The organism is Burkholderia sp. RF4-BP95 (assembly GCF_001521985.1).
GTDB classification, from domain to species: Bacteria; Pseudomonadota; Gammaproteobacteria; order Burkholderiales; family Burkholderiaceae; genus Burkholderia; species Burkholderia diffusa.
Map to the genome: position 1 here is coordinate 1 of NZ_LOSX01000033.1, position 25,343 is coordinate 25,343.

Below are 25,343 nucleotides of genomic sequence, written 5' to 3' on the forward strand. Positions count from 1 at the left end.
GGCTGCGCGAATGCGTGCAACGTGCACCAGCATGCGCATGCGAGCGCGTGGGGCAGCGCATTGCCGACGTCGGACGCCAAGGGCTTCTGGGGCGCGTTCGGCTGTTCGTGCTGGGCGGTCTGACATGTCGACGACAACCGGCCGGCGACGGGTCGAGAGTGACCGGGATCGCCCGAGCCGCTGCACCATTTGATGAAACAACAAGGACCTCCGTTATGAACTTTCTTCGTTCCGCGTTGCTGGCGCTTGCGATTGCCAGCGGCCTCGTCGCCGCGCCTGCCGCGTTCGCGAAACCGCCCGTGCCGCCCGCCGTCGCGCCCACGGTGGCCGTCGGTTCGCAGTACGATACGACGCACGTGTGCGTGGCACCGGAAGACTTCGACCGCTTCACCGACAGCTTCGTCGCGACATTCGGCGGCAGCAAGTCGAAGCAGGGCGTGTTCCAGGTCACGCCGACACCGAGCCAGACGATGTCGCAGCTCGTGTTGACGCCCGTCGGCACGATCTCGGTGTTCGGCTTCAAGACACCGATCCCGTATCCGTTCTGCGCGGAGCGCACCGGCTATCTCGTCACGGACATGGACGTCGCCGTGAAGTCGGCGCGCGAGCACGGCGCCGACGTGATCGTCGACACGTTCCCGGATCCCATCGGCCGCGATGCGGTCATTGCATGGGCAGGCGGTGTGAAGATGCAGCTCTACTGGCACACGCAGACGCCGAACTACGACGCGCTGCAGACGATCCCCGAAAACCGCGTCTACGTGTCGTCGCAAAGCGTACGCAAGTTCGTGCACGACTTCGTCAAGTTCTCGAAGGGCAAGGTGGTGTCGGACAACCTGAACGCGCCGGGCATCGAGATCGGCCGGCCGAACGACACGTATCGCCGCATCCGCATCGAGTCGGGCTTCGGCAAGATGACCGTGCTCGTGACCGACGGCCATCTGCCTTACCCGTTCGGGCGCGAGATGACCGGCTACGAAGTGCCCGATCTCGCCGCGACGCTGAAGAAGGCCGAAGCCGCGGGCGCGACCGTGCTCGTGCCGCCGTTCGCGGCGGATGGGCGCGACGCTGCACTCGTGCAGTTCCCGGGCGGCTATGTCGCCGAGATTCATGCGAGCGTGGCGCGATGAAGCACGAAGACACGATTCTTGCCGCGGTGGCCGGCTTCGTCGACACGCTGAGCTTCGTCGCGCTGTTCGGGCTGTTCACCGCACACGTGACCGGCAACTTCGTGCTGATCGGCGCGGGCATCGCGGGCTTCGGCCAGGGTGTCGTGCTGAAGCTCAGCGTGTTTCCCGCGTTCGTGTGCGGCGTGATCGCGGCGAGCCTGATCGCGCGGTCGATGTCCGGGCGGCCCGCCTGGCAAGGTGCGCGCGCGCTGCACGCGGTGCAGGCCGTGCTGCTGCTCGGCTTCTGCGCGGCCGGCGTGTGGGCGACGCCCGTCACGCAGCCGGACGCCTTGCCGGCACTCGTGGCCGGCATCGTCGGCACGTTCGCGATGGGCGTCCAGAACGCGCATCCGCGCGTGATTTCGCGCGCGGGCGGCGTGCCGAATACGGTGATGACGGGCAACGTGACGCAAGCGATCCTCGACGTCGTCGACCTGCTGTCGGCGGGCACGTCCGACGCCGCGCGCGCGGCGGCACGGGCGCGCTTCGGCAAGATGCTGCCGGCGATCGTCGCGTTCGCGCTCGGCGCGGCGGGCGGTGCGCTCGGGTTCCGCCATGTCGGATTCCTGGCGCTGCTCGTGCCCGTCGGCGCGCTTGCGATGCTTGCACTGCGTGCGGCGCAAGCGGCCGGACCCGCCACGCAGGAGCGCGCATGATCGCGCGGGCGCGGGGGAGACAAGGGAGGCGCCACGGCCGCCGCTTCGAGCGGGCCGCGCGCGTGTCGATCGTCGCGGGCATGCTGCTCGCGGGCGCCGACGCGGCGTTCGCGGAAACGGCGGCGACATCCGCGTCGACATCGACATCCGGTGATGCAACCGCCCCGACCTGCACGGCGAAGCGGCCGACGGTGCTGTTCAACCGCTGGCAGGAAGACTGGTCGGTGCTGGCGAATCCGTGCGTGCCGCGCGCGCCGCTCGACGGGCTCAAATACATTCCGCTCGGTAATGATCCGGCATCCTATCTATCGCTCGGCGTGAACCTGCGCGAGCGGCTGGAGACCAACGACGCGCCGCTGTTCGGCATCAGCTCCGCGCAATCGGACACCTACCTGATCCAGCGCGTCGAAGTGCATGCCGATGCGCATCTGGGCCAGCACTGGCAGTTCTTCGTGCAGTTGCAGGACGACCGCGCATTCGGCAAGAACACGATCTCGCCGGTCGACAGGAATCCGCTCGATCTCGAACAGGCATTCGCGACCTACACGGGCGCGCTCGGCGGCGGCACGTTCAAGTTCCGCGTCGGCCGGCAGGAAATGGCGTTCGACTTGCAGCGCTTCATCGCCACGCGCGACGGTCCGAACGTGCGGCAGGCGTTCGATGCCGTATGGGCCGACTACGAATACCAAAAGTGGCGCTTCATCGCGTATGCGACGCAGCCCGTGCAGAACCGCACGGTGTCCGCGTTCGACGACGTGTCGAACCGCGACCTCACGTTCAGCGGCGTGCGCTTCGAGCGGCAGTCGGTCGGGCCGGGCGACCTGTCGGGCTACTGGTCGCGCTACAACCGCAGCAACGCGCGTTTCCTCGATGCGAGCGGCCCCGAGCATCGCGACGTGTGGGACCTGCGCTACACGGGCACGCAGGGCCGCTTCGACTGGGATTTCGAGACGATGCTGCAGACGGGGACGGTCGGTAACGACACGATCGGTGCGTGGGCCGTCGGCTCGATCGCCGGCTACAAGCTCGATGCGCCGTGGTCGCCGCGCATCGCGCTGCAGTTCGATGCGGCATCGGGCGACCGGCATCCGCACGACGGCCGCGTCGGCACCTTCAATCCGCTGTTTCCGAATGGCTATTACTTTACGCTGGCCGGCTATACGGGCTATTCGAACCTGATCCACGTGAAGCCGTCGGTGACGCTGAAGCCGTCGCCGAACCTGTCGCTGCTCGGTGCGCTCGGCTTCCAGTGGCGCGAGACGACCGGCGACGCCGTCTATCAGCAGCCGAACGTCGCGGTGCCCGGCACGGCAGGCAAGGGCGGCCTGTGGACGGGGATGTACGTGCAGTTGCGCGCGGACTGGACGATCGCCGCGAACCTGATCGGTTCGGTCGAGGCCGTGCACTTCCAGGTCGGCGACGCGATCCGGCAGGCGGGCGGCCACAACGCGGACTACGCCGGCGTCGAGCTGAAGTACGGTTGGTGACGCGGCCGCGTGGCAACCGCGCACGTAACAAAAAGGGCGGCCCGCGGGGCCGCCCTTCGTTCGTCCGGGCCGGCAGCGCGGCCGGCCCGTTCGCCGCGATGCCGTTACAGGTTCGGCGACAGCGCGAGCGCGTTCGTCAGGTCGCCCATCGGCTGCGCGCCATTTGCCTTCAGCGCGTCGTCGCGCTGCTGCAGGCCCGCGAGGCGCGGCAGCGAGAAGCGACGCGTGATGAAGCGCAGGATCGAACCCGTGTCGTATTGCGTATGGTCCACGAAACCCTTCTTCGCGAACGGCGACACGATCAGCGCCGGAATGCGGGTGCCCGGGCCCCAGCGATCGCCGCTCGGCGGTGCGGCGTGATCCCAGAAGCCGCCGTTTTCGTCGTACGTAACGACCACGACCATGTTCTTCCACTGCGGGCTGGCCTGCAGGTGCGCGATCACATCCGCGATGTGCTGATCGCCGGAGGTGACGTCCGTATACCCCGGGTGCTCGTTCAGGTTGCCCTGAGGCTTGTAGAACGTGACTTGCGGCAGCGTGCCCGCGTCGATCGCCTTGATGAATTCCGCGCCGTTCGCGCCGCCGTCGAGCAGGTGCTGCGCGCGGCTCGCGGTGCCCGGCGCCTGGTTCGCGTAGTAGTTGAACGGCTGATGGTGCGGCTGGAAGTTCGGCGTCGAGAGGTCGGCGCCGTAGATCACGTTCGACGTGCCGTTCTGGCTCGCCTGCAGTGCCTGGCCCCATGCGCCGCTATACCATGCCCACGTCACGTTGGCATTGGTCATCAGGTCGCCGATGTTGGTCGCCGTCTGCGGCGGCATCGTCGAGGGGTTGGCCGGGTCGGCGAGCAGCGGGTCGCCGCCCGTGGCGGCCTTGTTGCCGCTCGGCTGGTACGCCGGCTGCATCGTGTTGACACCGTAGAAGTCCGGCGTCAGTGCGCCGTCGTTGACGAACTTCGGCGGGCCGCTCAGCGCGGATGCCGGCGAGTTCGCGGCGACCGCCAGCGACTTGCCGTCGGCGTTCAGGACTGCGATCTTGCCGGCCGCCGGGCTCTTGTCGGCGTTCGCGTAGAACGGCGCGCACGCGCAGATCAGGTACTGGTGGTTCAGGAACGAGCCGCCGAACGCGCCCATGAAGAAGTTGTCGGCGAGCACGTATTGCTGCGCGATCTTCCACAGCGGCAGCTTCGACGGATCCGGCGTGTAGTGGCCCATCGTCAGACCGCCCGCATCGGTCCATGCGGCATACATGTCGTTCTTGCCGCCGTCGATCTGCATCTGGTCCTGGTAGAAGCGGTGCACGATGTCGCGCGTCGCGATGCTCATCGACTGGTTGAAGCCGTTGGGATCGTCGATCGCGAACGGGGCGTTCGGCAGGTTCGCCGTCATCGCTTCGGTGACCGCGGGCGTGATGCCGGTTGCGGTGAGACCACCCCAGATTTTCGGCAGCGTCGCCATCGTCGAGCCGTCGCGATCCTTCTGCACCGAGTTCGCTGCCGTTGCGTTCTGCAGACCGTTCGCGCCCGGGAAGTTGCCGTAGAGGTTGTCGAAGCTGCGGTTTTCCGCGTAGATCACGACGACGTTCTTCACGGCCGACAGGCCTTGCTGCGTGACGTCGTCGCCGCCGCAGGCGGTCAGGCTGAGCGCGGCCGCGAGGGCGATCGGCGTGTAGCGAATCCAGGCGTGCTTCTTCATGCGATGTTCTCTCTCATTCGTCGTTTGTCGCGTGTGGGAACCGGGTGGCGTCAGGCCGGAGCAGGGGCCGCGGGGCACCGACCGGCTGCGCGCATTATCTGGAACCCGTTTGACAGCCGGGTGTAGGGGCGCTTTCAATTGACTGTCGGTCGAACGTCATGCACCGGTCACGGAACTGACATAAGCTCCGGCCGATTGCCCACCGCTACAAGAAGAACGACGATGCACAGCCTTCTGAAATCCCTCGCGTTCGCGCGATCGTTGATTCCTGCCGCGGCGACGCTCGCGCTGATGGGCGGGCTCGCGCCGCTCGCCGGTTGCGATGCGCGGCCCGGCGCGAACGCGCAGGCGGTCGCCGTCGTGTCGGCGGCGCAAGCCGCTCCGGCCACCCCGGCCGCGCCGGCGGTCGCGCCGGCCAGCCAGCCGCAGACGCGTGCGCAGGTATTCGAGGGCGTGAAGCAGATGACGGCGCTCGGCAAGCAATTGTTCTTCGATCCGTCGCTGTCCGGCTCAGGCAAGCTCGCATGTGCGTCGTGTCATAGCGTCGAGCACGCGTTCGGCCCGCCGAACGCGCTGTCGGTGCAACTCGGCGGCGACGACATGCATCGCATGGGTTTTCGCGCGGTGCCGTCGCTGAAATACGTGCGCGGCATTCCGCCGTTCACCGAGCACTTCCACGATTCGCCCGACGAAGGCGACGAAAGCATCGACGCAGGCCCGACCGGCGGATTGACCTGGGACGGTCGCGTCGACACGCGCGATGCGCAGGCGCGCATTCCCCTCACGTCGCCATTCGAGATGAGCAGCTCGCCGGCGCGGGTCGCGCAGGCGGTGCGTGCCGCGCCCTATGCCGACGCGTTCCGCAAGGCGTTCGGCGATCGGGTCCTCGGCGACGATCAGGCGACTTTCGGTGCGGTGCTGCGTGCGCTCGACGCATTCCAGCAGCAGCCGGCATTGTTCGATCCGTACACGAGCAAGTACGACGCGTATCTGGCCGGCCACGCGCAGCTCACGCCTGCCGAATTGCACGGGCTGCAACTGTTCAACGACGAGAAGAAGGGCAACTGCGCGAGCTGTCACGTGAGCCAGCGCACGCTCGAAGGCGGGCCGCCGCAGTTCAGCGATTTCGGTCTGATCGCGATCGCGGTGCCGCGCAACCGCGCGCTGCCGGTCAATCGCGATCCGCGCTTCCACGATCTCGGCGCGTGCGGCCCCGAGCGCACCGACCTGAAGGGCCGCGACGAATTCTGCGGGCTGTTCCGGACACCGTCGCTGCGCAACGTCGCGTTGCGCAAGACGTTCTTCCACAACGGCGTGTACCACTCGCTCGAGGACGTGATGCGCTTCTACGTCGAGCGCGACATCCATCCGGAGAAGTTCTATCCGGTCGTGCACGGCAAGGTGCAGGTGTACGACGACCTGCCGAAGCGCTACTGGCCGAACATCAACCGCGAGCCGCCGTTCGACCGCAAGCGCGGCGACGCCCCCGCGCTGAACGCGGCCGAGATCAAGGACGTGATCGCGTTCCTGAACACGCTGACCGACGGATATCAACCGGCGGCCACGTCGGCCGCGCGCTAGAACGCGGCCCTTGCGGCACGCATGCTATGCTCGCTGGCTGACGGGCGTGGCGCGTGCCGGTGTGCCGGCCGTGCGCCACGCCGTTCGATCGAACATCCAAGGAGAACAACACATGTCGATGCGTGCATCCCTTTCCGTCGTCACGCGCGTGCTGGCCGGCGCCGCGTGCGCAGCCGCGATGCTGCCCGCCCACGCGCAAAGCAACCTCGGCTTCCTGAACGACACGCCGCTGGCCTACTTCAGCAAGGCCGACCGCGCGTCGCTGGCCAAGGCCGTCGTGCAGGCGCGTGATGAAGGCAAGGACGGCGAGACCACGACGTGGCAGAGCAGCGGTCGCGGCACCCAGATCGACGCGAAGCTGACGCCGTCGACGTCCGAGAACGACGGCAAGACCTGCCGCGAAATCGCCACCGACATTTCCGCGAAGGGCCAGACGATGACGCTCAAGCCCGTCTATTGCAAGACCGCCGCGGGCAAGTGGCAGCTGCAGAAGCGCTGAGCGCGCGAGCAATGAAGCGCAGCGGCGCGCCGCGCACGGTTTCGTGCGGCGTCGTGATTCTCGACGGGGCCGGCCGCGTGTTCCTCGCGCACGCGACGGACACCACGCACTGGGATATTCCGAAGGGGCAGGGCGAGCCCGGCGAATCGCCGGCCGACGCGGCGCTGCGGGAGCTGCGCGAGGAAACCGGCATCGAACTCGCGGCGGCGCGGCTGCTCGACCTCGGCCGCTTCGCATACCGTCACGACAAGGACCTGCACCTGTTCGCGGTGCGGGTCGCGGACGACGAAATCGATCCCGCGCACTGCACGTGCACGTCGCTGTTCCCGAGCCGTCGCGACGGCTCGCCGATTCCCGAGATGGACGCGTATCGCTGGACCGCGCCCGGCGACGTCGACGCGTATGCGAGCCGCAGCCTCGCGCGGCTGTTTCGCACGACGCTGTCGCTCGCGGATCTGCATCGGCGGCTGGCGGGGGCGTGAGCGCAGCCGCTTCGATCCCGACGATCCCGCGCATGCAATAAAAAACCGGCCCGAAGGCCGGTTTTTTATCGTCACGCGACGCCGGCTCGGCGCCGCGCATGGAGCACGCCGTCAGGCCGGCTTGCCCCAGCTGTCGCGCAGCCCGACGATCCGGTTGAACACGGGCTTGCCCGGTTTCGAATCGACGCGGTCGGCGACGAAATAGCCGTGACGCTCGAACTGGAGGCGCGTTTCCGGCGCGACGTCGCCGGCGCCCGGCTCGACATAGGCCTGCGTGACCTTCTTCGAATCCGGGTTCAGCGCCTCGAGGAAGTTCGCGCCGCCCGCGTCCGGATGCGGCTCCTTGAACAGCCGGTCGTAGATCCGCACTTCGGCCGCCTGCGCATGCTTCACGCTGACCCAGTGGATGTTGCCCTTGACCTTGTAGTTGTTCGCGCCTTCGGTGCCCGACTTGCTGTCCGGGAAGTAGTTGCAGTGCACGGCCGTCACGTTGCCGTCGGCGTCCTTGTCGAAGCCCGTGCACTCGATCACGTAGCCGTAGCGCAGGCGCACCTTGTTGCCCGGGAACAGGCGGAAATAGCCCTTCGGCGGGTTCTCGACGAAGTCCTCGCGTTCGATCCACAGCTCGCGCGAGATCGGGAACGTGCGCACGCCGCGCTCCGGGTGATGCGGATGCACGGGGGCCGTGCACGCTTCCTCGAGGTCTTCCGGATAGTTGTCGATCACGAGCTTCAGCGGATCGAGCACGGCGACCGAGCGCGGCGCCTTGTCGTCGAGGTCGTCGCGCAGCGCGCCTTCGAACACGCTCATGTCGATCCACGAATCGACCTTCGTCACGCCGATCCGCTCGCAGAACAGGTGGATGCTTTCCGGCGTGAAGCCGCGGCGGCGGATCCCGACGATCGTCGGCATGCGCGGGTCGTCCCAGCCTTCGACGTGGCCTTCGGTGACGAGCTGCAGCAGCTTGCGCTTGCTGGTGATCGCGTACGTGAGGTTCAGGCGCGAGAATTCGATCTGTTGCGGCAGCGGACGCGTGAACATGCCGGCGTCCGCGAGTTCGTTCAGCACCCAGTCGTACAGCGGGCGGTGATCCTCGAACTCGAGCGTGCACAGCGAGTGCGTGATGCCTTCGAGCGCATCCGAGATGCAGTGCGTGTAGTCGTACATCGGGTACACGCACCAGGCGTCGCCGGTGCGGTAGTGGTGCGCGTAGCGGATCCGGTAGATCACCGGGTCGCGCATGTTCATGTTCGGCGAAGCCATGTCGATCTTCGCGCGCAGCACGTGCTCGCCTTCCTTGAACTCGCCGGCCTTCATCCGGCGGAACAGGTCGAGGTTTTCCTCGGGCGAACGGTCGCGGTACGGCGACGGCTTGCCGCCTTCGGTCAGCGAGCCGCGGTTCGCGCGCATTTCCTCGGCGCTCTGGCTGTCGACGTACGCCTTGCCGCGCTGGATCAGCAATTCGGCGAATTCGTACAGCTTGTCGTAGTAATCGCTCGCGAAATATTGGTGATCGACCGCGTCCTTGCGCCAGTCGAAGCCGAGCCAGCGGACCGCGTCGACGATCGAGTCGACGTATTCGACGCTTTCCTTTTCCGGGTTCGTGTCGTCGAAGCGCAGGTGGCACACGCCGCCGTAGTCGCGCGCGACGCTGAAGTTCAGGCAGATGCTCTTGGCATGGCCGATGTGCAGATAGCCGTTCGGCTCGGGCGGAAAGCGCGTCTCGACGCGGCCGCCCCATTTGCCGGTGCGGTTGTCGTCGTCGATGATGTTGCGGATGAAGTTGGAAGCCGCGGGGGCGTCGTTGCGTTCGGTGCTCATGCGGTTGGCGTCAGGTTGTGTCGGCGCGTCGCGCCGGTTTAATCCCGTAATTCTACCTGACCGGGGTCCGTCCCGCGCGGGTGCGCCACCGGGCGGGCCGGTTCGCGGTGCGGAACCGCAATATCTCGATTGTGTGTCGGCTGTAACACGACGTAAATCGGATTGCCCGGCGCATTCGGCGTTTCCTATGATGGCTTTACCGATTCAATGCCGCCATTCGTATTTTTTGCTGGCGGGAGGACACCAACAATCATGATGAAGAAGACCACTTTTCTCGTTCGTACCGCGGTAATCGTCGCGGCCCTGTCGCAACTCGGCGCATGCGCGATGACGCATACGCAACGTAACGCCGGTATCGGCGCGGCCGCGGGCGGTGCGCTCGGCTACCTGATCACGGGCGGCCCGGTCGGCACGGTTGCCGGCGCCGCGGCAGGCGGCCTGGTCGGCGCCGGCGTGCGCTGATCGAAGCCGGCGCGCGTGAGCGCCGGCTGGTCGTGACGGCGTTGCCGCATCACGGCCCGTTCCTGCTCCGCACATCCATTCCGCGATTCGACAGGCAGCATCAGGGAGGAGCGGGTGTGCGACACTTCGTCGACGTCACATAACGACTTCATTCGTCGACGAACCCTCCATGAGCGATTCTCTCGTTTTCGTGCTGCCGGGCTACGGCAACTCCGGTCCGCTCCACTGGCAAAGCCGCTGGGAGCGCGCCGACGCGCGTTTCGTGCGCGTCGCGATGCCCGACTGGGACCGTGCGTTCCGCAACGGCTGGTGTCTCGCGCTCGACCGCGCGGTCGAGGCCGCACCGGGCCCCGTGACGATCGCCGCGCACAGCCTCGGCACATTGACCACCGCGTGGTGGGCGACCCGCTACGCGCGGCCGGCCGCGCTCGCGAAGGTGCGCGGCGCGTTGCTCGTCGCGTTGCCCGATCCGGCCGGGCCGGCGTTTCCGGCCGACGCGCACGGTTTCGGGCCGGTGCCGCATGAGCGGCTGCCGTTTCCGACCTGCGTGGTGGCAAGCAGCGACGATCCGTACGGCTCGATCGCGTTCGCGCGCGGCTGCGCGCACGCGTGGGGCAGCACCTTCCATGACCTCGGCCCGCGCGGCCACATCAACGCGGACAGCGGACTCGGCGACTGGCCCGACGCGCGAGGCTGGCTCGATGCGCTCGCGCGCTAGCAGCTAACCGCTAACCGTCGGTCCATCGATCCCGTCAGCGTCCGCCGGCACCCGGAGGTGCCGCGGCGCGCTCGTCCGGGTCGGTTCAGATCGCCTGCTTCGCCTTCAGCGCGGCAATGCGCACCTCGTCGTAGCCGAGCATGTCGCGCAGTACGTCTTCCGTCTGCGCGCCGAGCAGCGGCGGGGCGGTACGCGCGTCGGGCGGCGTCGCGCTCATCCGGATCGGATTGCGCACGAGCTTCACGTCGGCGCCGCACGGGTGCGGCAGCGACACCTGCATCCCGCGCGCGACCACCTGCTCGTTGTCGAACACCTCGTCGAGTTCGTTGATCGGCCCGCACGGCACGCCGGCAGCTTCGAGCGCGCCGATCCAGTCGGCCTTGCCGCGCGTCTTCACCATTTCCGCGAGGATCGGCACCAGCGTGTCGCGATGGCGCACGCGCGACGGGTTGGTCGCGAACCGTTCGTCGTCGGCCAGCTCGGGCCGGCCGCCGGCCTCGACGAACTTGCGGAACTGCCCGTCGTTGCCGACCGCGACGATGATCCAGCCGTCGCGCGTCTGGAACGTCTGGTACGGCACGATGTTCGGATGCGCGTTGCCCCAGCGCACCGGCGGCTTGCCGCTCGCGAGGAAGTTGGTGTTCATGTTCGCGAGCAGCGCGACCTGCACGTCGAGCAGCGCCATGTCGATGTACTGGCCTTCGCCCGTGCGGTCGCGGTGCGCGAGCGCGGCGAGCACCGCGATCGTCGAGTAGAGGCCCGTCGCGAGATCGGCGATCGCGACGCCGGCCTTCTGCGGGCCGCCGCCCGGCTCGCTGTCGCGCTCGCCGGTGATGCTCATGAAACCGCCGATTCCCTGGACGATGAAGTCGTAGCCCGCGCGGTGCGCGTACGGGCCTGTCTGGCCGAAGCCCGTGACCGAGCAGTAAATGAGATCGGGCTTCACCGTGCGCAGCGATTCGTAATCGAGCCCGTACTTCTTCAACTGCCCGACCTTGTAGTTCTCGAGCACGACGTCGCTCTGCGCGGCGAGCTCGCGCACGATCTGCTGGCCTTCCGGCGTCGCGATGTCGACCGTCACCGAGCGCTTGTTGCGGTTCGCCGCGAGGTAATACGCGGCCTCCGCCGTATCGTCGCCGTTCGCGTCCTTCAGGTACGGCGGCCCCCAGTGGCGCGTGTCGTCGCCCGCGCCGGGGCGCTCGACCTTGATCACGTCCGCGCCGAAATCGGCGAGCGTCTGCGCGCACCACGGGCCCGCGAGCACGCGGGTCAGGTCAAGCACGCGAATATGGCTCAGGGCACCCATCGTCGAATCGTCTCCTTTCATGGCTCGCCCGGCCGGGGCAAGGCGGATTGGCATGCCGAGCATCTTAAGGCGAATCGGCCGCATGGGTGGCCCAGGCCGGTCGTCCGCCGCGCCGGGCCGCTGCCGTCTGGGGCGCCGATCTGTATCGTATAATCGACCGTTTACGATATTTGCCCGCCGTGCGTCCGCGAGGACGGCCGGCGTTTGAAGCCGTCTCAGCCAGACATTCCCCGCACGCCATGAAAGCTGCCGAAATCCGCGAGAAATTTCTCAAATTCTTCGAATCGAAGGGCCACACGATCGTCCGCTCGTCGAGCCTCGTGCCCGGTAACGACCCCACGCTGATGTTCACGAACTCGGGCATGGTCCAGTTCAAGGACGTGTTCCTCGGCACGGACCCGCGTCCGTACTCGCGCGCCACCACGGCGCAGCGCAGCGTGCGCGCGGGCGGCAAGCACAACGACCTCGAGAACGTCGGCTACACGGCGCGCCACCACACGTTCTTCGAGATGCTCGGCAACTTCTCGTTCGGCGACTACTTCAAGCACGACGCGATCAAGTTCGCGTGGGAGCTGCTGACCACGGTCTACCAGCTGCCAAAGGAAAAGCTGTGGGTCACCGTCTACCAGGAAGACGACGAAGCGTACGACATCTGGGCGAAGGAAGTCGGCGTGCCGACCGAGCGGATCATCCGCATCGGCGACAACAAGGGCGCGCGCTACGCGTCGGACAACTTCTGGACGATGGGCGACACCGGCCCGTGCGGCCCGTGCACGGAAATCTTCTACGACCACGGCCCGGACGTGTGGGGCGGCCCGCCGGGGTCGCCTGAAGAAGACGGCGACCGCTACATCGAGATCTGGAACCTCGTGTTCATGCAGTTCAACCGCGACGCGCAGGGCAACATGACGCGCCTGCCGAAGCAGTCGGTCGACACCGGCATGGGCCTCGAGCGTCTCGCCGCGGTGCTGCAGCACGTGCACAGCAACTACGAGATCGACCTGTTCCAGAACCTGATCAAGGCCGCCGCGCGCGTGACCGAGATCAGCGACCTGAACAACAACTCGCTGAAGGTGATCGCCGATCACATCCGCGCGTGCTCGTTCCTGATCGTCGACGGCGTGATTCCCGGCAACGAAGGCCGCGGCTACGTGCTGCGCCGCATCGTGCGCCGCGCGATCCGCCATGGCTACAAGCTCGGCCGCAAGGGCTCGTTCTTCCACAAGCTGGTGGCCGACCTCGTCGCCGAGATGGGCGCCGCGTATCCGGAACTGAAGGAAGCCGAACAGCGCGTGACGGACGTGCTGCGCCAGGAAGAAGAGCGCTTCTTCGAGACGATCGAGCACGGGATGTCGATCCTCGAGGCCGCGCTGGCGGAGGTCGAGGCGAAGGGCGGCAAGGTGCTCGACGGCGAACTCGCGTTCAAGCTGCACGACACCTACGGTTTCCCGCTCGACCTCACGGCCGACGTGTGTCGCGAGCGCGGGATGACGGTCGACGAGCCGGCATTCGACGACGCGATGGCGCGCCAGCGCGAACAGGCGCGTGCGGCCGGCAAGTTCAAGGCCACGCAGGGCCTCGAGTATTCGGGCGCGAAGACCACGTTCCACGGCTACGAGGAAATCGCGTTCGACGACGCGAAGGTCGTCGCGCTGTACGTCGACGGTTCGGCCGTCAACGAAGTGAAGCACGGCCAGGATGCGGTCGTCGTGCTCGACCACACGCCGTTCTACGCGGAATCGGGCGGCCAGGTCGGCGACCAGGGCGTGCTCGCGAACGCCGCGACGCGCTTCGCGGTGGCCGACACGCTGAAGGTGCAGGCCGACGTGATCGGCCATCACGGCACGCTCGAACAGGGCACGCTGAAGATCGGCGACGTGCTGCGCGCGGAAATCGACGCGCACCGCCGCGCGCGCACGCAGCGCAACCACTCGGCCACCCACCTGATGCACAAGGCGCTGCGCGAAGTGCTTGGCTCGCACGTGCAACAGAAGGGTTCGCTCGTCGACGCGGAGAAAACCCGCTTCGACTTCGCGCACAACGCGCCGATGACCGACGACGAAATCCGTCGCGTCGAGCAGATCGTCAACGACGAAATCCTCGCGAACGCGCCGGGCATCGTGCGTGTGATGCCGTACGACGAAGCGGTGAAGGGCGGCGCGATGGCGCTGTTCGGCGAAAAATACGGCGACGAAGTGCGCGTGCTCGACCTCGGCTTCTCGCGCGAACTGTGCGGCGGCACGCACGTGCATCGCACCGGCGACATCGGCTTCTTCAAGATCGTCGTCGAAGGCGGCGTCGCGGCCGGCATCCGCCGCGTCGAGGCGATCACCGGCGACAACGCGGTGCGCTACGTGCAGGAGCTCGACGCCCGCGTGAACCAGGCCGCGGCCGCGCTGAAGGCGCAGCCGTCGGAACTCACGCAGCGTATCGCGCAGGTGCAGGACCAGGTGAAGTCGCTCGAGAAGGAACTGGGCGCGCTGAAGTCGAAGCTCGCGTCGAGCCAGGGCGACGAGCTCGCGCAGCAGGCCGTCGAAATCGGCGGCGTGTTCGTGCTCGCGGCGACGCTCGACGGTGCCGACGCGAAGACGCTGCGCGAGACGGTCGACAAGCTGAAGGACAAGCTGAAGAGCGCGGCGATCGTGCTGGCGGCCGTCGAAGGCGGCAAGGTCAGCCTGATCGCGGGCGTCACGCCGGATGCGAGCAAGAAGGTCAAGGCCGGCGAGCTCGTGAACTTCGTCGCCCAGCAGGTGGGCGGCAAGGGCGGCGGCCGTCCGGACATGGCGCAGGCAGGCGGCACGGAACCGGCGAACCTGCCGGGCGCGCTGGCAGGCGTCAAGGGCTGGGTCGAAGAGCGTCTTTGATCGGTATGGTTGATGCGATGCGGTCTTGCTGACTCCATCGCAGCGCACGAAAGAACGACCCGATCGGCGGTGGCCGGTCGGGTCGTTTTGTTTTTGCCGGTGCCCAGGATGAGCGCGTGCCGGCGCGGCGGCGCGGCGGAATCAGGCCGGTAATGCCGTCGCCGGCAACGTGGGCGCATCCCCCGATTCCCGCGCAGCATCGCCGAGCGCATTGCGCAACGCGGCGAGCGCCGCCGACGCGTAACCGTGCCGCCACGCGAGCAGCGTGTCGATCCCTTCGAGTTCCGCGATCGTATGAGCGGCGACGTTGCCGGTCTCGGGCTGAAGCTCGAGCACCGAGCGCGGCGCGACCGCGATGCCCGCACCGGCCGCGACGCACGCGACGATCGCGTGATACGAACCCAGTTCGAGCACGCGCGCGGGCTTCATCCCGTGCGCCGCATACCATCGCTCGACATACTTCCGGTACGTGCAGCCGCGCTCGAACGCGATCAGCGTCGGCAGGATCACGTCACGCGGCGTGCGCACCGGCGGATGGCCGCGCGGCGTCAGCAGCACCAGATCCTCGCGGAAGATGGGCACCGTCTCGAACGTGTCGGGCAGCGTGTCCGGCTCGGGCGGCCGCGCGAACAGCGCCGCGTCGATCTCGAAGTCGCGCACCTTGTCGATCAGCCAGCCGGTCGTGCCGGTCACGAGCTCCAGCGACACGTCGGGCCACGCATGGTGATAGCGCGCGAGCACGGTCGGCAGCCGGCTCGCGGCCGTGCTTTCCATCGTGCCGAGCCGCAGCCTCCCGCGCGGCGTGTCCTCGCGCACCGCGTCACGCGCCTCGTCGGCAAGCTCGAGCAGCCGCTCCGCGTACGGCAGCAGCGTGTGCCCGGCCGGCGTCAGCACGAGCCGGCGGCCGTCGCGCACGAACAGCGCCGCGCCGAGTTCCTCCTCGAGCTGCTTGATGCGCGTCGTCACGTTCGATTGCACGCGATTGAGCTTCGCCGCCGCGCGCGTGATGCCGTTCTCGCGCACGACGGCCCGGAAAATCGCCAGCGCCGCCAGGTCCATGATTCTCTCCATGCGATGGATGGATTCTCAATTATTCATTTTTAGAGAACGTTCGGTCAAGCTACGATACAAGCAATCCGATTCCCGTTCCGGCCGTCGCGCAACCCGCGCGGCCCATGCCGCCATGTCCCGTTCCGATGCCCCGAGCGCCGCCGGCGTACACCTACACCTGTCCGATGACGCCGACCGGCGCGCCCGCGCGGCCGCGCTTGCCTGCATGATCGGACTCGCGGTCGCGCTCGGCGTCGGCCGCTTCGCGTTCACGCCGCTGCTGCCGCTGATGCTCGCCGACGGCTCGATCGGCCTGAAGGCCGGCAGCTGGCTCGCGTCGGCGAACTACGCGGGCTATTTCGTCGGCGCGGTCAGTTGCGCGGCGGTGCGGATCGAGCATGCGCGGATGGTGCGCTTCGGGCTTGGCGCCACCGTGCTGCTGACCGCCGCGATGGGCGTCGGTCACCTGCTGCCCGTGTGGCTCGTGGTGCGCTTCGTCGCGGGCGTCGTCAGCGCATGGACGTTCGTGTTCGTGTCGCAATGGGGGCTGCGGCGGCTCGCCGAGCTGCACGCGCCGGAGTGGAGCGGGGTGATCTACGCGGGGCCGGGCGTCGGCATCGTGCTGACGGGCCTGATCGGCAGCGCACTGGCCGGCCATCGCGCGGCGCCCGGCTGGCTCGGTTTCGCGGCGCTGTCTGCGGTGCTGTCGATCGCGATCTGGCGCACGTTCGGCAGTGCGCCGGTGTCGGCGGCGGCAACCGTATCGTCGGCCGCGCGCGTCCGGCATGCGGTGACGGACGCGTCACCGCACGACGCGCGGCGCCATCGCGCCGACGCCGCATGGCTCGTCGTCCTGTACGGGATGCCGGGCTTCGGCTACATCATCACCGCGACGTTCCTGCCGGTGATCGCGCGCGCCGCGCTGCCGGCCGGCTCGCCGTGGCCGGATCTGTTCTGGCCGATGTTCGGTGCGGCGCTGATCGTCGGCGCAATCGCGGCCGCGCGGCTGCCCGGCCATTGGGACAACCGGCTGCTGCTCGCCGCCGGTTGCGCGACGCAGGCGCTCGGAATCGCGGCGGGGATCGTGTGGCCGAATGCGGCGGGCTTCTCGATCGGCAGCGCGCTGCTCGGCCTGCCGTTCACTGCGATCACGCTGTTCGCGATGCGCGAGGCGCGGCGGCTGCACGGCGAGCGCGCGGCCGGGCTGATGGGCTATGCGACCGCGTCATACGGGGTCGGGCAGATTCTCGGCCCGCTCGTCGCGGCGCCGCTGACCGCGCGCTTCGGGTCGTTCTCGCCGGCGTTGTGGGTCGCGGCGGGTGCCTTGCTCGTCGGTGCCGCCGGCTTCGCGGCGACGGCCGCACGCGGGCGTGCGCAACCGCGCATGCAACCCTGACATCATCGGGGCCGGATCGTCAGCGACGCGGGCAAACTCGCTAGAATGAAGCCTTTCCCGCGCCGGGCAGGCGTGCGAGGCGGCTTGCCGGTCGCCGTCGGCGCTTGCCAGATTCTCATCGATGACCCTCGCCGACTACCGTTTTTGCCCACGCTGCGCGCGTCCGCTGACCGAGCGCGCCGATCCCGAACACGAGGGCGGGCGTGTCCGCCAGGCCTGCCCGGACGACGAGTGCGGCTACGTCCATTGGAACAACCCGCTGCCGGTGGTGGCGGCGATCGTCGAGCTCGACGGCAAGATCCTGCTCGCGCGCAATGCGGCCTGGCCGGAGGGGATGTTCGCGCTGATCACGGGTTTCCTCGAGAACGGCGAGACGCCCGAGGACGGCATCGCGCGCGAAGTGTTCGAGGAAACTGCGCTGAAGGCCGAGCAGGTCACGCTGGTCGGCGTGTATGAATTCATCCGCAAGAACGAGCTGATCATCGCGTATCACGTGCGCGCATCGGGCACCGTCGCGCTGTCGCCGGAGCTGCTCGAATACCGGCTCGTCGAGCCGCCGTTGCTGCGCCCGTGGCGCGCCGGCACAGGCTACGCGCTGGCCGACTGGATGCGCGCGCGCGGCCTCGATTTCGAATTCGTCGATCGAGCGGGGCAGTGACGGGCCGCGCCGCTTCCGGCACGTCATCCGCCGCGCTGCGCACGGTCGCGACGCGGCAATCCGCCGTTCGCCGGCGCGCCGTCTCGCACGGCCACCGCGCGCGGTCCGCTTCGTCTTCTTCCTCCTGACCGCCATCGCCATGTCCGACAAGCCGCAGCCGCGTTCCCGCGACGCTTATCGCCACTTCCTGCCGATCACGACCCGCTGGATGGACAACGACGTCTACGGACACGTGAACAACGTCGTGTACTACAGCTACTTCGACACCGTCGTGAACGAATACCTGATCCGCGCGGGTGTGCTCGACGTCGAGCACGGGCAGACAATCGGGCTCGTGGTCGAGACGCAGTGCAACTACTTCGCGCCGCTCGTGTTTCCGCAGTCGGTCGATGCGGGGCTGCGCGTCGCGAAGCTCGGCACGTCGAGCGTGCGCTACGAGATCGGGTTGTTCGCGGCAGGGGAGGCCGCGCCGGCCGCGCAGGGGCATTTCGTGCATGTGTACGTCGATCGCGGCACGCGCCGCCCGGTGCCGCTGCCCGACGCGCTGCGCGCGGCGCTCGAACCGCTCGCCGGCTGACGGGCGCGTGGCGGTGCACGCGTTCGCGCTCCAGGCGTTCAACGGCCTCAGCTACGGGTTGCTGCTGTTCATGCTGTCGGCCGGCCTCACGCTGATCTTCAGCGTGCAGGGCGTGCTCAACTTCGCGCATGCGAGCTTCTACATGCTCGGCGCCTACATCGGATACAGCATCGCGGCCCGCGCGGGTTTCTGGCCCGCGCTCGCGCTCGCGCCGCTCGCGGTCGGGCTGCTCGGCGCCGGCTGCGAGCGCTGGCTGCTGCGCCGCGTACAGCCGCACGGGCACACGAGCGAGCTGCTGTTGACCTTCGGGCTCGCATACCTGATCGGCGAGGGCGCGAAACTTTTTTGGGGCCTCGCGCCGCTGCCGGCCCCGGTGCCGCCGCTGTTCGACGGCGCGCCCGTGGCCGTGTTCGGCCTCGCGCTGCCGCGCTACCGGCTCTTCATGATGGCGATGTCCACGGCGATGCTGGTCGCGCTCGGCGTGCTGCTGCGCGCGTCGCGCATCGGGCTCGTCGTGCGCGCCGCGCTCACGCACCGCGCGGCCGTCGAGGCGCTCGGCTACGACGTGCCGCGCATGATGACGGGGCTGTTCGGCGCGGGCACGGCGCTCGCGGCGCTGGCCGGCGTGATCGGCGCGCCGCTCGCGGTGATCGAACCGGCGCTGGCCGAGACCGTCGGGTCGGTCGTGTTCGCGGTCGTCGTGATCGGCGGGCTCGGCTCGCTCGGCGGCGCGTTCGTCGCATCGCTCGCGGTCGGCTTCGCGCAGACCTTCGCGGCGGCCAGCGACACGTCGTTGCGCGACCTCGCGCAATGGTCGGGCGTCGCGCTGCCCGACAGCGTCGCTGCCGTGTCGATCGCGCAGCTCGCACCGTTGGTCCCGTACCTGCTGCTCGTCGCGGTGCTGGTCGCCCGTCCGCGCGGCCTGTTCGGCGAGCGTGTCGATGGCTAGCCGCGCACGGGCCGGCGCACTGCGCTGGGTGCCGTTCGCCGCGTGCCTGATCCTGCCGGCGTGGCTGTGGCCGCATGGCGCGGTGCTCGGCTATCTCGCACAGACGGCCGCGCTCGTCGTGCTCGCGCTGTCGTACAACCTGCAGCTCGGCACGACGGGGCTGCTGTCGTTCGGTCATGCCGCGTTCGCGGGCCTTGGCGCATTCGCCGCCGCACATTGGTTCAATCATGTCGGTGGCCCGCTGCCGCTGTTGCCGCTCGTCGGCGGGGTGGCCGGCGCGGGCTTCGGGTTCGTCGCCGGCCTGCTCGCGACACGCCGCGCGGGCACCGTGTTCGCGATGATCACGCTCGGTCTCGGCGAGTGCGTCGCGGCCGCGGCGTGGAGCGTGCCCGCGTGGTTCGGCGGCCTCGGCGGCGTACCGATCGATCGCGCGAGCGGCACGCCGTTGGGCGGCTGGCATTTCGGCGCGGAAACGCAGGCCTATGCCGTGATTGCCGCGTGGTGCATCGTCTCCGCGGTGGCGATGCACGCGTTGACGCGCACGCCGCTCGCGCGGCTCGCGAACGCGGTGCGCGACAACCCCGCGCGCGTTGCCGCGCTCGGCACCGAGCCGCGTCGCGTGCGGCTCGCAATGGTGACCTGCGCGTCGTTCTTCGCGGGCATTGCCGGCACGCTGACGCTGATCGACGTCGAGATCGCGACGCCCGACAGCGTGTCGATGGCGCGTTCGGCGACCGTGCTGATCGCCGCGGTGATCGGTGGCACCGGCACGTTCTTCGGGCCGGCGGCCGGCGCGGTGGTGCTGACCGCGCTGAGCATCGTCGTCGCGGGCGTGTCGCGCGCCTGGGCGCTGTATCTCGGCGTGCTGTTCGTCGCGGTCGTCGTCGCCGCGCCGCGCGGGATCGCGGGCATCGCGCAGACGCTTGCGCATGCGTCGCGCGGCGACGCGCCGCCCGCCGAGCGCTGGCGCGTGCTGTGCGGCATCGGCGCATGTGCGTTCTGGGCCGTCGCGATCGTCTGCGCGGCCGAACTCGGCTATGCATGGCGCTTCGCGCAGGACGACGGCGCGGGCATCGCGTTCGGCGCGTGGGGCATCGACGCCGACGCGCCGGCGGGCTGGGCCGTCGCATGCTCGGCGGCCGGCATCGGCACGTTGCTGTGGGGCTGGCGCGCGCGGTTCCAGAACCACGGGCACGGCAAGCGGGAGGACGGGCGATGAACGGTAACGCGATCGCGCTGCACGGGATCGTGCAGCGCTTCGGTGCGCAGACCGTCCTCGACGGCATCGAGCTGAACGTCCCGGCCGGCGAGCGTCACGCGCTGATCGGGCCGAACGGCGCGGGCAAGTCGACGCTGTTCGGCGTGATCGCCGGCGCGACGCGGCCGACGCGCGGGCGCGTCATGCTGCACGGCGTCGAGCTGCGCGGGCGCGGGCCGGTCGTGGCGAGCCGGCTCGGCATCGGCCGCAGTTTCCAGCAGACGAGCGCGTTCGCGCGATTGAGCGTGTTCGACAACCTGCGCTGCGCGGCGCTGCATGCGCCGGCCGAGCGGCGGCGCTGGTGGAACCGGCTGCGCGAATCCGCGTCGGTCGATCGCGCGGCCGCGCGCGTGCTGAGCGACATCGGTCTCGATGCGCGGCGCGACACGCCGGCCGGCGAACTCGGCTACGCGGAACAGCGCGCGCTCGATCTCGGCATCGCGCTCGCGAGCGGCGCGCGCACGCTGCTGCTCGACGAACCGACGGCCGGCATGAACCGCGATCAGGCGGCGCGGATGATCGCGCTGATCCGCGCGACGACGCAGGGCCGCACGGTGCTGATGATCGAGCACGACATGGATGCGGTGTTCGGCTTCGCCGAGCGCATCACGGTGCTCGTGCGCGGCGCGGTGGTCGCGACCGGCGCACCCGACGCGATCCGCGCGGACCCGGCCGTGCGTGCGGCCTATCTTGGCGAGGGCGCATGAGCGTGCTGCTCGACATTCGTGGCCTGCGCGCGTGGTACGGAATGCAGCCCGTGCTCGACGGCGTCGATCTCGCGCTCGCGCCGGGCGAGACGCTCGCGCTGCTCGGCCGCAACGGCTCGGGCCGCTCGACGCTCGCGAAGGCCGTGATGGGGCTCGTACGCACAGCGGGCTCGGTGCGCATCGCCGGCGCCGAATGCGCGGGCGCGCGCACGTTCGAGATCGCGCGGCGCGGGGTCGCTTACGTTGCTGAAAGCCGCGACGTGTTTCCGCTGCTGAGCGTGCGCGACAACCTGCGGCTCGGGCTGCGCGGCGTGCACGGCGCGGCCGAACGCGCGGCGCTCGACCGGTTGCTCGTGCGCTTTCCGCTGCTGGCCGCGCGGGCGGACGTGAAGGCCGGACGGCTGTCGGGCGGCGAACAGCAGGTGCTCGCGCTGGTGCGCGCGCTCGCCGGCCGCCCGCGCGTGCTGATCGTCGACGAACCGGCAGAAGGGCTCGCACCGCTCGCGGTCGACGAGGTCGGCGCGTGTCTCGCCGCGCTGCAGGCCGACGGCGTCGCGATCCTGCTGATCGAGCAGCGGCTGCAACTCGCGCCGCGGCTCGCGCGGCGCGTCGCGGTGATGGGGCGCGGTCGGATCGTCTACGACGGCCCGCTGGACGGGCTCGGCGCCGACGTCGTCAGTGCATGGTTGAGTGCCGGCTGACCGTCCGTCCGCCGATTGTTCGGATAACTCCGCCAGTCAATTCGCGTCGAGCCGCTTTATCGCCGTCGCGCGAGCCGCCAATATTGCCAGCAAGGCCGGTGTGCGCCGCGACTGGCGCGATCGGCACCCATCCATCGAAAGTCTTCCGACTGAGGAATGAAATCATGAGCAAGCTGGCAAGCAAGGTAGCGATCGTCACGGGCGGCTCCAAGGGGATCGGCGCCGCGATCGCGAAGGCGCTGGCCGCCGAAGGCGCGGCGGTCGTGGTCAACTACGCGAGCAGCAAGGCCGGTGCCGACGCGGTCGTGAGCGCGATCGTCGAGGCGGGCGGCCGCGCGGTCGCGGTCGGCGGCGACGTGTCGAAGGCAGCGGACGCCCAGCGCATCGTCGACACCGCGATCGAGACCTATGGCCGTCTCGACGTGCTGGTCAACAATTCCGGCGTGTACGAATTCGCGCCGATCGAGGCGATCACCGAAGAGCACTACCGCCGGCAATTCGACACGAACGTGTTCGGCGTGCTGCTGACCACGCAGGCCGCCGTCAAGCATCTCGGCGAAGGCGCGAGCATCATCAACATCAGCTCGGTGGTGACGAGCATCACGCCGCCCGCGAGCGCCGTATACAGCGGCACGAAGGGCGCCGTCGACGCGATCACCGGCGTGCTCGCACTCGAGCTGGGCCCGCGCAAGATCCGCGTGAACGCGATCAACCCGGGCATGATCGTGACCGAAGGCACGCACAGCGCGGGCATCATCGGTTCGGATCTCGAGAAGCAGGTGCTCAGCGAAACGCCGCTCGGCCGCCTCGGCGAGCCGGACGACATCGCGTCGGTCGCCGTGTTCCTCGCATCGGACGACTCCCGCTGGCTGACCGGCGAGCGCCTCGTCGCGAGCGGCGGGCTGCACTGACCGCGCGAGTCGGCGCGCGCGGCTACGCGCTCATCGCGAGCGCGTTCGCGCCGACATGCCAGCGCAGGCTTTCGACGACGAGTGCGTGATCGCATGCGTCGTCGAGCCCCGCGATCGTCATCGCGCCGACGATGCCGCCGCCGGCAAGCCGCAACGGCACGCCGCCGCCGTCGAGCGCATAGTCGACTTCCGACAATCCCTGCGACTGCAACGACCAGCCGGCGCGGCGAAAGCGCGCGCCGACCTCGAGCGAACTGACGCCGAAACGGAACACCGTGTTCTGTCGTCGGCGGATCGCGTCGCTGTCGTTCGCGCGGCTGCCGTCCAGCGCGCAGTAGAACAGCGGCGCGGCTTCGCCGACGATGCCGACCGCGATCGGCAGTCCCCGGCGCGCCGCGAGATTGACGGCGATGTCGCCGAGCCGGCGCGCGACGTCGGCATCGAAGTGCGACAGCGTCGGAGTCGACGCGGTGTCGCCGAAGGGCGCGGGTGCGAAGCGGGGGAAGGGGGTCGCCATGGCAGCTCCGTGTCGTCGCAAATCCGGCTCGGGCACGCGTTCTCGTCCTGCGTGTCGCGCGCGAGCCGTCGATCGTTCAGCGCATCAACGCGTCAGCGCCTGGGTGCCGCGTCGAGCATCCATTCGTGCGCGGGGTCGTTCTTGAATGCCCACGCGCGGCTCGGCCCGGCCATCACGTTCAGGTAATACAGGTTGTAGCCATGCGGCGCGACCACCGGGTGATAGCCGCGCGGCACCATCACCACGTCGTGGTTCTCGACCGTGCACGTTTCGTCGAGGCTGCGATCGTCCGTGTACACGCGCTGAAACGCGAAACCCTGCGGCGGATCGATCCGGTGGTAATAGGTTTCCTCGAGCGACGTTTCGTCCGGCGCCGCGTCGCGATCGTGCTTGTGCGGCGGATAGCTGCTCGAGTGGCTCGCGGGCGTGATCACTTCGACGACGAGCAGGCGATCGGCCGCCGGGTTGTCGCCCATCAGGATGTCGCACACGTAGCGCGTGTTGGTGCCTTGCCCGCGCACCGCGCGCCGCATCCGTTCGCCGTCGAGGCGTTGCACGCGCTTGTCGCCGCTCGCGTAAGGCGCGGTGCACAGCGCGACTTCCGCATCGCGCGTCGCGACCAGCGTGACGGTCTTGCCGCCCGGCACGTACAGCGCGTCCGGCGACACTTCCTCGAACACGCTGTCGCGCTTGCCGAGCGCATCGTAGGTCTCGCCGTCGACTTGCGCGCGCAGCGTGCCCGTGAGCACGACGACGCACAGTTCGCGCGCGCCGGTATCGAGCGTTTCGGTGTCGCCGGTCTTCAGGCGCAGCGCGCGAAAGCCGACGTGTTTCCAGCCGGCCGACTCGGGCGTCACGTTGCAGATTTCGCGGTCGGCGGATGCCTTGACCAGCAGGGGAGAAATCGTCATGGAACGGGGCTCCACAATGGGGTGACAGCGGGGTGACGGGGCTTAAGCGCTCAACCGGTCGACGATCGCGCGCAGCGATTCGTAGCCCTTCTTCGCATACTGATAGCTCGGCGCGACGGCCGGGTCCTGCTCGGCCTCGACCACGAGCCAGCCTTCGTAGCCGGCGTCCTTCAGCGTGCGCAGCGTCGCTTCGTAATCGAGCGCGCCGTCGCCCGGCACCGTGAAGGTGCCGTTGATCACGCCGTTCAGGAAGCTCCAGCCGCCGTTGCGCGCCTGCGTGACGACCTGCGGCCGCACGTCCTTGCAGTGCACGTGCACGACGCGCGACACGTGTTTCTTCAGCAGTGCGACCGGATCGGCCGCGCCGCCGAAATACGCGTGGCCCGTGTCGAACAGCAGGAACACCTTCGCCGGATCGGTCAGCGCCATCAGCCGGTCGACGTCGGCGGGCGATTCGACGTATGCGCCCATGTGGTGATGGTAGGCGAGCTTGATCCCGTAGGTCTCGAGCAGGTACGCGCCGAATGCGTCGAGGCGTGCCGCGTAGCGTCGCCAGGCTTCGTCGTCGACGAAACGCGGACGCTTCGCGACCGGCGTGTCGATGCTGCCCTGGATCGTGCCCGCGCATTCGCCGTACACCGCGACCTTCACGTCGTTGAACTGCAGCTTCGTCATGTGCGCGCGGCAGCGCTCGATTTCGGCGGCGAGCGCATCGGCATCGCTCATGCCCGGTTCGACTTCCGCGAGGAAGCCCGAATACCAGCCCGACACGCATACGAGCCCGAATTCGGCGAGCTTCGCCTTCAGCTCGGGGCCCGTTTTCGGAAACTTGTTGCCGAGCTCGAAGCCCGCATAGCCGATTTCGGCGCCTTCCTTCAGCGCCGTCTCGAGCGGCGTCTCGCCGCCGAGCGACGGCAGGTCGTCGTTCATCCACGACAGGGGATTGATACCGATGCGAACGTTCCAGCTCAT

24 protein-coding genes are annotated in these 25,343 nt (G+C 68.8%); 17 read left to right on the forward strand and 7 right to left on the reverse strand.

Going from position 1 to position 25,343, the window contains the following annotated elements; genetic code table 11:
* Positions 1-215 precede the first annotated feature (215 nt).
* Genes WS46_RS13990 through WS46_RS14000 form a run of 3 tightly spaced genes read left to right on the forward strand, consistent with a single transcriptional unit; the run spans position 216 to position 3,312 of the window.
* On the forward strand, positions 216-1,130 hold the full coding sequence (locus WS46_RS13990; RefSeq protein WP_059690873.1) for a hypothetical protein: 915 nt from the start codon (positions 216-218) through the stop codon (positions 1,128-1,130).
* Positions 1,127-1,825 carry a YoaK family protein gene (locus WS46_RS13995; RefSeq protein WP_059524057.1) on the forward strand — a complete coding sequence of 233 codons (699 nt, stop codon included), beginning with the start codon at positions 1,127-1,129 and terminating at the stop codon, positions 1,823-1,825. Before WS46_RS13990 ends, WS46_RS13995 begins: the two co-directional genes overlap by 4 nt.
* Entirely contained in the window at positions 1,822-3,312 is a 1,491-nt protein-coding gene (locus tag WS46_RS14000) for an alginate export family protein (RefSeq protein ID WP_059690874.1), read from the forward strand. The genes WS46_RS13995 and WS46_RS14000 overlap by 4 nt, the downstream gene beginning before the upstream one ends.
* A 104-nt stretch (positions 3,313-3,416) precedes the next feature.
* Here the strand turns inward: WS46_RS14000 and WS46_RS14005 are convergent, their stop codons facing one another.
* Positions 3,417-5,003: an acid phosphatase gene (locus tag WS46_RS14005; protein WP_059690875.1), complete on the reverse strand. Its 1,587-nt coding sequence runs from the start codon at positions 5,001-5,003 to the stop codon at positions 3,417-3,419.
* Positions 5,004-5,225: 222 nt separating this feature from the next.
* On the opposite strand from WS46_RS14005, the gene WS46_RS14010 reads away from it, so the two are divergent.
* From WS46_RS14010 to WS46_RS14020, 3 genes are all read left to right on the forward strand, one after another.
* Entirely contained in the window at positions 5,226-6,584 is a 1,359-nt protein-coding gene (locus tag WS46_RS14010; RefSeq protein WP_059690876.1) for a cytochrome-c peroxidase, read from the forward strand.
* 112 nt (positions 6,585-6,696) lie between these two features.
* Positions 6,697-7,083: a hypothetical protein gene (locus WS46_RS14015; protein WP_059524065.1), complete on the forward strand. Its 387-nt coding sequence runs from the start codon at positions 6,697-6,699 to the stop codon at positions 7,081-7,083.
* An 11-nt stretch (positions 7,084-7,094) separates the two neighbouring features.
* Entirely contained in the window at positions 7,095-7,565 is a 471-nt protein-coding gene (locus tag WS46_RS14020; RefSeq protein WP_059524067.1) for an NUDIX hydrolase, read from the forward strand.
* A 111-nt stretch (positions 7,566-7,676) separates the two neighbouring features.
* Here the strand turns inward: WS46_RS14020 and WS46_RS14025 are convergent, their stop codons facing one another.
* Complete coding sequence (locus tag WS46_RS14025) at positions 7,677-9,386, reverse strand: glutamine--tRNA ligase/YqeY domain fusion protein (RefSeq protein WP_059524069.1); 1,710 nt, start codon at positions 9,384-9,386, stop codon at positions 7,677-7,679.
* 252 nt (positions 9,387-9,638) lie between these two features.
* Here WS46_RS14025 and WS46_RS14030 point away from each other — a divergent pair, with 252 nt between their 5' ends.
* Together WS46_RS14030 and WS46_RS14035 are read left to right on the forward strand one after the other, a co-directional pair.
* A complete protein-coding gene (locus WS46_RS14030; protein ID WP_006497729.1) occupies positions 9,639-9,848 on the forward strand; it encodes an ornithine acetyltransferase in 210 nt (69 codons plus the stop codon).
* Between the two features lie 169 nt (positions 9,849-10,017).
* Positions 10,018-10,566 carry an alpha/beta hydrolase gene (locus tag WS46_RS14035; protein ID WP_059524070.1) on the forward strand — a complete coding sequence of 183 codons (549 nt, stop codon included), beginning with the start codon at positions 10,018-10,020 and terminating at the stop codon, positions 10,564-10,566.
* Between the two features lie 85 nt (positions 10,567-10,651).
* Here WS46_RS14035 and WS46_RS14040 read toward each other — a convergent pair whose 3' ends face one another.
* Entirely contained in the window at positions 10,652-11,872 is a 1,221-nt protein-coding gene (locus tag WS46_RS14040) for a CaiB/BaiF CoA-transferase family protein (RefSeq protein ID WP_059690877.1), read from the reverse strand.
* Between the two features lie 239 nt (positions 11,873-12,111).
* Here WS46_RS14040 and alaS point away from each other — a divergent pair, with 239 nt between their 5' ends.
* Positions 12,112-14,736, forward strand: coding sequence for an alanine--tRNA ligase (gene alaS / locus WS46_RS14045; RefSeq protein WP_059690878.1), 2,625 nt, complete (start codon positions 12,112-12,114; stop codon positions 14,734-14,736).
* Positions 14,737-14,877: 141 nt separating this feature from the next.
* Here the strand turns inward: alaS and WS46_RS14050 are convergent, their stop codons facing one another.
* On the reverse strand, positions 14,878-15,795 hold the full coding sequence (locus WS46_RS14050) for a LysR family transcriptional regulator (RefSeq protein ID WP_059690879.1): 918 nt from the start codon (positions 15,793-15,795) through the stop codon (positions 14,878-14,880).
* Between the two features lie 124 nt (positions 15,796-15,919).
* Between WS46_RS14050 and WS46_RS14055 the strand changes: the two genes are divergently transcribed.
* From WS46_RS14055 to WS46_RS14090, 8 genes are all read left to right on the forward strand, one after another.
* Positions 15,920-17,182, forward strand: a complete 1,263-nt coding sequence (locus WS46_RS14055; protein WP_059690880.1) for a YbfB/YjiJ family MFS transporter — start codon at positions 15,920-15,922, stop codon at positions 17,180-17,182.
* A gap of 121 nt (positions 17,183-17,303) precedes the next feature.
* Positions 17,304-17,840: an NUDIX domain-containing protein gene (locus tag WS46_RS14060; RefSeq protein ID WP_059690881.1), complete on the forward strand. Its 537-nt coding sequence runs from the start codon at positions 17,304-17,306 to the stop codon at positions 17,838-17,840.
* A 139-nt stretch (positions 17,841-17,979) separates the two neighbouring features.
* Positions 17,980-18,417, forward strand: a complete 438-nt coding sequence (locus WS46_RS14065) for a thioesterase family protein (protein WP_059606502.1) — start codon at positions 17,980-17,982, stop codon at positions 18,415-18,417.
* Between the two features lie 13 nt (positions 18,418-18,430).
* Entirely contained in the window at positions 18,431-19,366 is a 936-nt protein-coding gene (locus tag WS46_RS14070; RefSeq protein WP_059690916.1) for a branched-chain amino acid ABC transporter permease, read from the forward strand.
* Positions 19,359-20,585 (forward strand): branched-chain amino acid ABC transporter permease, encoded by a 1,227-nt coding sequence (locus tag WS46_RS14075; protein ID WP_059690882.1) that lies wholly within the window; start codon positions 19,359-19,361, stop codon positions 20,583-20,585. The genes WS46_RS14070 and WS46_RS14075 overlap by 8 nt, the downstream gene beginning before the upstream one ends.
* Positions 20,582-21,331, forward strand: coding sequence for an ABC transporter ATP-binding protein (locus WS46_RS14080; protein ID WP_059690883.1), 750 nt, complete (start codon positions 20,582-20,584; stop codon positions 21,329-21,331). Before WS46_RS14075 ends, WS46_RS14080 begins: the two co-directional genes overlap by 4 nt.
* Entirely contained in the window at positions 21,328-22,032 is a 705-nt protein-coding gene (locus WS46_RS14085; protein ID WP_059690884.1) for an ABC transporter ATP-binding protein, read from the forward strand. Before WS46_RS14080 ends, WS46_RS14085 begins: the two co-directional genes overlap by 4 nt.
* 164 nt (positions 22,033-22,196) lie before the next feature.
* The gene (locus WS46_RS14090) at positions 22,197-22,943 is read left to right on the forward strand and encodes a glucose 1-dehydrogenase (RefSeq protein ID WP_059524088.1); all 747 of its coding nucleotides are present in this window, start codon (positions 22,197-22,199) and stop codon (positions 22,941-22,943) included.
* 22 nt (positions 22,944-22,965) lie between these two features.
* On the opposite strand, the gene WS46_RS14095 is transcribed toward WS46_RS14090, so the two are convergent.
* The 3 genes from WS46_RS14095 to iolE form a co-directional block, all read right to left on the reverse strand.
* Positions 22,966-23,460 carry a heme-degrading domain-containing protein gene (locus tag WS46_RS14095; protein WP_059690885.1) on the reverse strand — a complete coding sequence of 165 codons (495 nt, stop codon included), beginning with the start codon at positions 23,458-23,460 and terminating at the stop codon, positions 22,966-22,968.
* A 92-nt stretch (positions 23,461-23,552) separates the two neighbouring features.
* A complete protein-coding gene (gene iolB / locus WS46_RS14100) occupies positions 23,553-24,371 on the reverse strand; it encodes a 5-deoxy-glucuronate isomerase (protein WP_059690886.1) in 819 nt (272 codons plus the stop codon).
* 42 nt (positions 24,372-24,413) lie between these two features.
* Positions 24,414-25,343, reverse strand: coding sequence for a myo-inosose-2 dehydratase (iolE, locus tag WS46_RS14105; protein WP_059690887.1), 930 nt, complete (start codon positions 25,341-25,343; stop codon positions 24,414-24,416).

Coding starts and splice junctions, on each gene's coding strand:
- WS46_RS13990 (WP_059690873.1), top strand. CDS start 216: ATGAACTTTCTTCGTTCCGCGTTGCTGGCGCTTGCGATTGCCAGCGGC.
- WS46_RS13995 (WP_059524057.1), top strand. CDS start 1,127: ATGAAGCACGAAGACACGATTCTTGCCGCGGTGGCCGGCTTCGTCGAC.
- WS46_RS14000 (WP_059690874.1), top strand. CDS start 1,822: ATGATCGCGCGGGCGCGGGGGAGACAAGGGAGGCGCCACGGCCGCCGC.
- WS46_RS14005 (WP_059690875.1), bottom strand. CDS start 5,003: ATGAAGAAGCACGCCTGGATTCGCTACACGCCGATCGCCCTCGCGGCC.
- WS46_RS14010 (WP_059690876.1), top strand. CDS start 5,226: ATGCACAGCCTTCTGAAATCCCTCGCGTTCGCGCGATCGTTGATTCCT.
- WS46_RS14015 (WP_059524065.1), top strand. CDS start 6,697: ATGTCGATGCGTGCATCCCTTTCCGTCGTCACGCGCGTGCTGGCCGGC.
- WS46_RS14020 (WP_059524067.1), top strand. CDS start 7,095: ATGAAGCGCAGCGGCGCGCCGCGCACGGTTTCGTGCGGCGTCGTGATT.
- WS46_RS14025 (WP_059524069.1), bottom strand. CDS start 9,386: ATGAGCACCGAACGCAACGACGCCCCCGCGGCTTCCAACTTCATCCGC.
- WS46_RS14030 (WP_006497729.1), top strand. CDS start 9,639: ATGATGAAGAAGACCACTTTTCTCGTTCGTACCGCGGTAATCGTCGCG.
- WS46_RS14035 (WP_059524070.1), top strand. CDS start 10,018: ATGAGCGATTCTCTCGTTTTCGTGCTGCCGGGCTACGGCAACTCCGGT.
- WS46_RS14040 (WP_059690877.1), bottom strand. CDS start 11,872: ATGGGTGCCCTGAGCCATATTCGCGTGCTTGACCTGACCCGCGTGCTC.
- alaS (WP_059690878.1), top strand. CDS start 12,112: ATGAAAGCTGCCGAAATCCGCGAGAAATTTCTCAAATTCTTCGAATCG.
- WS46_RS14050 (WP_059690879.1), bottom strand. CDS start 15,795: ATGGACCTGGCGGCGCTGGCGATTTTCCGGGCCGTCGTGCGCGAGAAC.
- WS46_RS14055 (WP_059690880.1), top strand. CDS start 15,920: ATGTCCCGTTCCGATGCCCCGAGCGCCGCCGGCGTACACCTACACCTG.
- WS46_RS14060 (WP_059690881.1), top strand. CDS start 17,304: ATGACCCTCGCCGACTACCGTTTTTGCCCACGCTGCGCGCGTCCGCTG.
- WS46_RS14065 (WP_059606502.1), top strand. CDS start 17,980: ATGTCCGACAAGCCGCAGCCGCGTTCCCGCGACGCTTATCGCCACTTC.
- WS46_RS14075 (WP_059690882.1), top strand. CDS start 19,359: ATGGCTAGCCGCGCACGGGCCGGCGCACTGCGCTGGGTGCCGTTCGCC.
- WS46_RS14080 (WP_059690883.1), top strand. CDS start 20,582: ATGAACGGTAACGCGATCGCGCTGCACGGGATCGTGCAGCGCTTCGGT.
- WS46_RS14085 (WP_059690884.1), top strand. CDS start 21,328: ATGAGCGTGCTGCTCGACATTCGTGGCCTGCGCGCGTGGTACGGAATG.
- WS46_RS14090 (WP_059524088.1), top strand. CDS start 22,197: ATGAGCAAGCTGGCAAGCAAGGTAGCGATCGTCACGGGCGGCTCCAAG.
- WS46_RS14095 (WP_059690885.1), bottom strand. CDS start 23,460: ATGGCGACCCCCTTCCCCCGCTTCGCACCCGCGCCCTTCGGCGACACC.
- iolB (WP_059690886.1), bottom strand. CDS start 24,371: ATGACGATTTCTCCCCTGCTGGTCAAGGCATCCGCCGACCGCGAAATC.
- iolE (WP_059690887.1), bottom strand. CDS start 25,343: ATGAGCTGGAACGTTCGCATCGGTATCAATCCCCTGTCGTGGATGAAC.